Annotated in this window: 7 protein-coding genes and 1 pseudogene; 2 read left to right on the forward strand and 6 right to left on the reverse strand. The window is 58.8% G+C overall.

The annotated features are described in order from the left end of the window. Window positions 1-257, reverse strand: a pseudogene (locus tag ACIOUG_RS26215) (allantoinase); the annotation flags it as partial. Window positions 258-678: 421 nt separating this feature from the next. Between ACIOUG_RS26215 and uraH the strand changes: the two are divergent. Next, a complete protein-coding gene (gene uraH / locus ACIOUG_RS26220) occupies window positions 679-1,032 on the forward strand; it encodes a hydroxyisourate hydrolase (protein WP_003223171.1) in 354 nt (117 codons plus the stop codon). A 192-nt stretch (window positions 1,033-1,224) separates the two neighbouring features. Here the strand turns inward: uraH and ACIOUG_RS26225 are convergent, their stop codons facing one another. From ACIOUG_RS26225 to ACIOUG_RS26235, 3 genes are all read right to left on the reverse strand, one after another. Next, the gene (locus ACIOUG_RS26225) at window positions 1,225-1,851 is read right to left on the reverse strand and encodes a LysE family translocator (protein ID WP_064586707.1); all 627 of its coding nucleotides are present in this window, start codon (window positions 1,849-1,851) and stop codon (window positions 1,225-1,227) included. An 89-nt stretch (window positions 1,852-1,940) separates the two neighbouring features. Then, the gene (locus ACIOUG_RS26230) at window positions 1,941-3,290 is read right to left on the reverse strand and encodes an NCS2 family permease (RefSeq protein ID WP_007960656.1); all 1,350 of its coding nucleotides are present in this window, start codon (window positions 3,288-3,290) and stop codon (window positions 1,941-1,943) included. A gap of 318 nt (window positions 3,291-3,608) precedes the next feature. Continuing rightward, entirely contained in the window at window positions 3,609-4,055 is a 447-nt protein-coding gene (locus tag ACIOUG_RS26235; protein WP_401069955.1) for a MarR family winged helix-turn-helix transcriptional regulator, read from the reverse strand. A gap of 82 nt (window positions 4,056-4,137) precedes the next feature. Here ACIOUG_RS26235 and ACIOUG_RS26240 point away from each other — a divergent pair, with 82 nt between their 5' ends. Then, window positions 4,138-5,304, forward strand: a complete 1,167-nt coding sequence (locus ACIOUG_RS26240; protein ID WP_401069957.1) for a PLP-dependent aminotransferase family protein — start codon at window positions 4,138-4,140, stop codon at window positions 5,302-5,304. 159 nt (window positions 5,305-5,463) lie between these two features. On the opposite strand, the gene ACIOUG_RS26245 is transcribed toward ACIOUG_RS26240, so the two are convergent. Then, window positions 5,464-5,835: a glutathione S-transferase N-terminal domain-containing protein gene (locus ACIOUG_RS26245; protein WP_401069959.1), complete on the reverse strand. Its 372-nt coding sequence runs from the start codon at window positions 5,833-5,835 to the stop codon at window positions 5,464-5,466. Window positions 5,836-5,936: 101 nt separating this feature from the next. Further along, on the reverse strand, window positions 5,937-6,110 hold a 174-nt coding region (locus ACIOUG_RS26250), incomplete at its 5' end, for a GTP cyclohydrolase I (RefSeq protein WP_401069961.1).

The raw sequence follows: 6,110 nt of genomic DNA on the forward strand, positions 1-6,110 counted from the left end.
CACGGCGACAAAGAATCTGAAGCCTTCCTCTCGTAAAGCGATTCCATGCTCATGTTGCGCGCGCCTTGCAGCGGCTGGGCAGCGACCATTTCCGAGAGGAAGGCTTCAGATTCTTTGTCGCCGTGCAGGATGTTGCGCTCGCCGCCTTCTTCGTAATTGAGCACGAAGGACAGCGCGATGCGCGCGTTGCCCGGCCAGTGTGGGTGAGGAGGGTTACTGCCGTAACCGATCAGGTCGCGTGGGTAGTCAGCGCTCACTGCAGTCTTCCTTCTTATTCGTTGACAGGTTTGTGTAACGGCCTGCACAGGCTGGCGTCACAGCGATGGGCTGATTGTATACAACTTTATTCGCAATTTGTAAGCCTGAATTTTCGCATTTTTCACCGACTGTCATCTTTTGCTGCTAATGGCGTAAACCTGCAAGAAACCTGCCTGATCAGTCAGCTAATGGCTGCGAGGTTCAATAGCCAGGCGCTTGAGGGGCAGATCAGGGGCAAACGCCCGAATGGCGGGGATGAGGTGAAAAATGTCGTTTTTATTGTGTACAATTTTTTTGAAAAGTGTCTTAATCAATCGCTCGCCGCAGCTTTTCGTGCTCCGAATCGGTGCGGTCTCCTTTTTACCTGACTTCGGGAGGCGCGAAGTCTGACTGCTCTTGGCAGCCAGGCGCGCAGAATCAATGGGACGTTTGACAACACACGTTTTGGACGCTGCACACGGTTGCCCGGGCAGTTCGATCAAGGTCGAGCTGTACCGCGTTGAAGGTTCGCATCTGGAATTGGTCGCCAGTGCGATTACCAACAGCGATGGCCGGGTCGATGCGCCGCTGCTGCAAGGCGATGACTACCGCACCGGGGTGTATCAGGTGCAGTTCCACGCTGGCGATTACTACCGCGCCCGTGGCGTGCAGTTGCCGGAACCGGCGTTCCTCGACGTGGTGGTGCTGCGCTTCGGCATCTCCGCCGAGCAGGATCACTACCATGTGCCACTGCTGATTTCGCCTTACAGCTATTCCACATACCGGGGCAGCTGACCCCCAAGCAGCTGCCCCCACCGGGAAGCGACTGCGCATATAGCTTCTTTGGTCTTTCGCCCGCTCACACTGCGGGCTTTTTTTCGCCTGTAGGAAAGTGTCGCCTGATCTGACGCCTTCGCGAGCAAGCCCGCTCCCACAAGGGAGTGCATTCCAAATGTGGGAGCGGGCTTGCTCGCGAAGCTTTTGCTGTCAGCGGCTCAACAGCGACGCAGCACCGGCACCACTGAACAACCCGGCACTCACCCGGTTGAACCAGCTCTGTCCCTTGCCGCTACGCAGATAGCGCGCCGCACCATGTGCACCCAGCCCGTAAGCCAGTTTGCAGCACAGGTCGAGCACCACCCAAGTCGCGATCATGATCAGCAATTGCGGGAGGAACGGCTGTTGCGCGCTAAGGAACTGCGGCAGAAACGCGGCGAAAAACAGAATGTCCTTCGGATTGCTCGCGCCCAAGACAAACGCGCGGCCGAACAGTGTGCGGAAACGTGGCACTGGCGCGGCTTGCGGCACTTCGGCGCCTACCGACGGTTGACGCGATTGCTGCCAGCTCTGCCAAGCGAGGTAGAACAGGTACAGCGCGCCAACGATTTTCAGGGCACTGAACAGTTGTTCCGAGGCCAGCAGCAGGGCGCCAAGCCCCAGCGCCGAGGCACTGAGCAGACAGATCGAGGCGATCACCCCGCCGAGAAACGCCGGGTAAGAGCGGCGCAGACCGTAGTTCAGACTGTTGCTGATCATCAGCAATGACAGCGGTCCCGGAATCAGGATCACCACCAATGCAGCGCCGCTGAACAGCAGCCAAGTTTCCAGACTCATCACTTTGCTCCTTTTTTTGTTGTACCAGGAATGTGCAAAAGCCCCACCCGCGAGGGTGAGGCTGGTTTGACGCTTGAACCGCGTGACGCTTACAAGAAGATGAACTTGGCGATGAAGATCGCGCAGAGCACCCACAGGCTCACGGAAATTTCCTTGTACTTGCCGGCACCGGCCTTCAACGCCACATAGGTGATGAAGCCAAGCGCAATGCCGTCGGCGACCGAAAAGGTCAGCGGCATCATGATCGCGGTGACAATCGCCGGAATCGCATCGGTGGCTTCGTCCCACTCGATGTGGGCCATGCCGCCCATCATCAGCATCGCAACGTAAATCAGCGCACCGGCAGTGGCGTAAGCCGGAATCATCCCGGCCAGCGGTGCGAAAAACATCGCGGCTATAAATAGCACACCCACGGTGACTGCGGTAAGACCAGTCCGACCACCAGCCGCTACGCCAGCGGCACTTTCCACATAGCTGGTGACGGGCGGAACGCCGACCACCGCACCGAAGACGCTGGAGGCGCTGTCGGCTTTCATCGCCCGGGAGAGGTTTTCGATACGCCCGTCAGCGTTGACCAGATTGGCGCGCTGGGCGACGCCCATCAGGGTGCCGGCGGTGTCGAACATGTGTACGAAGAGGAAGGCCAGGACCACGCTGATCATGCTGACGTTGAACACGCCCGCGACGTTCATTGCCATGAAGGTCGGCGCCAGGCTTGGCGGGGTCGACATGATCCCTTCGTAGTGCACGATGCCCAGGCCCCAACCGGCGAGGGTCACGGTGATGATGCTGATGAGGATCGCGCCGAAGACTTTGTGGTAGCTGAGGATCGCGATCATCAGGAAGCAGATCGCCGCCAGCAGCGGGCCGGGTTCACGCAGGGAGCCGAGTTTGATCAGGGTGGCCGGGCTGTCGACGACGATGCCAGCGGTTTTCAGACCGATCAGCCCGAGGAACAGACCGACCCCGGCGCCCATCGCAAAGCGCAGGCTGACCGGGATGCTGTTGAGCAGCCATTCGCGAATCCGCGAAAAGGTCAGGATCATGAACAGCACACCGGAGACGAACACCGCACCGAGCGCGGTCTCCCAGTTGTAGCCCATGGTGCCGACCACGGTATAGGTGAAGAAGGCGTTGAGGCCCATGCCCGGCGCCAGGCCCACCGGCCAGTTGGCGTACAGGCCCATCAGCAGGCAGCCGAGCGCGGCGGCGATGCAGGTGGCGACGAAGGCTGCACCGTGATCGATCCCGGCATCGGCCATGATGTTCGGGTTGACGAAGATGATGTAAGCCATGGTGATGAAGGTTGTCAGACCGGCAATCAGCTCGGTCTTCACCGTGGTGCCATGCAAGCTGAGTTTGAAGATGCGCTCCAGCACGCCTGTGCGTAAGGGCGGCGAGAGTTCCAGCGTCGATGCTTCGGATTTGCGGCTTTCCACAGCGAGTACTCCTCAAGAGTTTTATTGTTATTTCCAGGGCCGGACCCATGAGGGGTGGCAGCAGCCCTTTGAGGCATACGCGAATTTGTTGACCATGCGGTCAGGAACTCGCACGCAGTGGATTATGCTTTTGTGTACAAATAAAGCAAATATTGTTTTTGGTTTTGTTTACGAAAGGTCCGGCGATAGGGATATATCGTTTGTTCTGGCCCCTTCGGGAGCAAGCCCTCTCCCACAGTGGATCTCCAGTGGACCGAAATCATGGGTAACCAGCAGAACCCTGTGGGAGGGGGCTTGCTCCCGAAGAGGCCAGTCCAGTCAATCAAGAGGTGACTGAGTGCTCCCAAGCGCCATATTCACCGCCAACCACCCATTCACCGCCGCCTCCCCGGCCTCGGCAAACACCCGCTCGAGCAACTTCACCTGCTCACGCCGTAACGCCTGCTCGAACTTCGCTCCCTCAACGGTCAGCTCCAGCAGCCGCTTGCGCTTGTCCTCCTGCGACGCCGCGCTGTCCACCAGGTGCATTTCCTGCAACTGGCGCAGCGGCATGTTCAGTGCCTGTTTGCTCACGCCGAGCAATCCCAGCAACTCCTTCACACTCAAATTCGGATAACGCGCGATGAAAAACACAATCCGCTGATGCACCCGGGACAGGCCGCGGCGTTCCAGCATTTCATCCGCTTTGGCGGTGAACGCCTGATAGCCGAAGAAAAACGCTTCCATCGCCTGTTGCTGGCTGGCGGGGTTTTTAAGGTCAAGCATGTTGACGTACTCGCTCAAGCTGTCGTAGTTTCAGTCAACCAGTTTGACTCATTTTTCCCAGGCCTCGCTACCGGTGACTCCCATGGCTTTTTCCGAACGTGTCTCGCGCCTTAAAAGTTCTCTGATCCGTGAAATCCTCGCCGCCGCCCAACGCCCGGAGGTGATGTCGTTCGCCGGCGGGCTGCCGGCCGAAGCCATGTTGCCGAAGGTCGACTGGGCCGACATGCCGCTGTCCCTCGGCCAATACGGCATGAGCGAAGGCGAGCCGGCATTGCGTGAAGCACTGGCGGCGCAGGCGAGGGCGCTGGGTCTGGAGTGTGCGGCGAGTCAGGTGCTGGTGGTCAGCGGTTCTCAGCAAACCCTCGATCTGGCGGCCAAGTTGTACATCGACCAGGGCACCGAAATTCTCCTGGAAGCGCCGACCTACCTGGCCGCGTTGCAGATCTTTCAGCTGTTCGGCGCCGATTGCCTGACCGTGCCGCAAGAATCCGATGGCCCCAATCTGGCCCAACTGCGCAGCCGACTTGAGCAACATCGCCCGGCGTTCATCTACCTGATCCCGACGTTCCAGAACCCCTCCGCCGTGCGCTACAGCGAAGCCAAGCGCGCCGCCGTCGCCGCATTGCTCGATGAATTCGGCGTAACCCTGATCGAAGACGAGCCGTACCGCGAACTGACATTCGATGGCGGCAGTGCCAAACCGATTGCCGGGCGTCTGCGGAAAGCCAGTTGGATCTACACCGGCACCGTATCGAAAACCTTGCTGCCGGGATTGCGCGTCGGCTACCTGATCGCCAGTCCGGACCTGTTTCCGCATTTGCTCAAACTCAAGCAATCGGCGGATCTGCACACCAACCGCATCGGCCAGTGGCAGGCGCTGCAATGGATTGGTAGTGAACAATATCAGCAGCACCTGAGCGAACTGCGCGGTTTCTACCGGCAGCGCCGCGATGCTTTCCAGTCAGCGCTCGAAACGCACTTTGCCGATCTGGCGGACTGGAACATGCCGCAGGGCGGGTTGTTTTTCTGGCTGACGCTGAAGCAACCGCTGGATACACGGACATTGCTCAACGAGGCGCTGGCCAATGACGTGGCGTTCATGCCGGGCGAGCCGTTTTTTCCCGATCCGGATAAAAACCTTGGGCATCTGCGTTTGAATTTCAGCCACATTGATCCGGTGCGATTGGATGAGGGGCTGAAGCGATTGGCGGCGGTGGTGAGGCAGGCGCAGATAGATCAAGCGGCCTGAAAAAAATAAACCGGCTCGAGGCCGGTTTATTTTTATAGGGGGAGTTTATGGTGCCCTCACGTGCCTCATCGCGAGCAGGCTCACTCCTACAGGGGGAACGCATACCAATTGTAGGAGTGAGCCTGCTCGCGATAGGGCCTTCAAATGCACCCAAAAAACTTAGACTGCAGCAAAGCGCTTATCCAGATAATCAATGATCACCTTCGACTCATACATCCAGGTCGTCTGCCCATTCTCTTCAATGCGCAGGCACGGCACCTTGATCTTGCCGCCCTGGTCCAGCAGGGTCTGGCGATCCTGTTGATTATTCTTCGCGTCCTTCAGTGCGACCGGCACATTCAGGCGACGCAGGGTGCGGCGGGTTTTCACGCAGAATGGGCAGGCGTGGAACTGATACAGGGTCAGGCCTTTGGCGGCGGCGTTGACTTGCGCCTGTACCTCGGCCGGGCGCTGTTTCTTGCCCGGGCGGGTAATGAAGTCGATGAAGATGATCAGTTGGCCAAGGCCGACACGAAGCGCTTTTACGAACACGTTGAAAGCCTCACGGTGCAAGAGAGAAGGGCGCGCAGCTTACCCGATTTTTCACGGACGAAAAAAAACCGGCGATCAACGCCGGTTTTTTCTGCAGCCGATTACTTGATCAGGCTGAGGAATTCGCTGCGAGTCGCCGCGTTTTCGCGGAACTCACCGAGCATCACCGAAGTGATCATCGACGAATTCTGTTTCTCGACACCGCGCATCATCATGCACATGTGCTTGGCCTCGATCACCACGGCCACGCCCAGCGCGCCGGTGACTTGCTGCAG

The sequence above is a fragment of the Pseudomonas sp. NPDC087803 genome, assembly GCF_044742995.1.
GTDB lineage: Bacteria > Pseudomonadota > Gammaproteobacteria > Pseudomonadales > Pseudomonadaceae > Aquipseudomonas.

Coding starts and splice junctions, on each gene's coding strand:
- uraH (WP_003223171.1), top strand. CDS start 679: ATGGGACGTTTGACAACACACGTTTTGGACGCTGCACACGGTTGCCCG.
- ACIOUG_RS26225 (WP_064586707.1), bottom strand. CDS start 1,851: ATGAGTCTGGAAACTTGGCTGCTGTTCAGCGGCGCTGCATTGGTGGTG.
- ACIOUG_RS26235 (WP_401069955.1), bottom strand. CDS start 4,055: ATGCTTGACCTTAAAAACCCCGCCAGCCAGCAACAGGCGATGGAAGCG.
- ACIOUG_RS26240 (WP_401069957.1), top strand. CDS start 4,138: ATGGCTTTTTCCGAACGTGTCTCGCGCCTTAAAAGTTCTCTGATCCGT.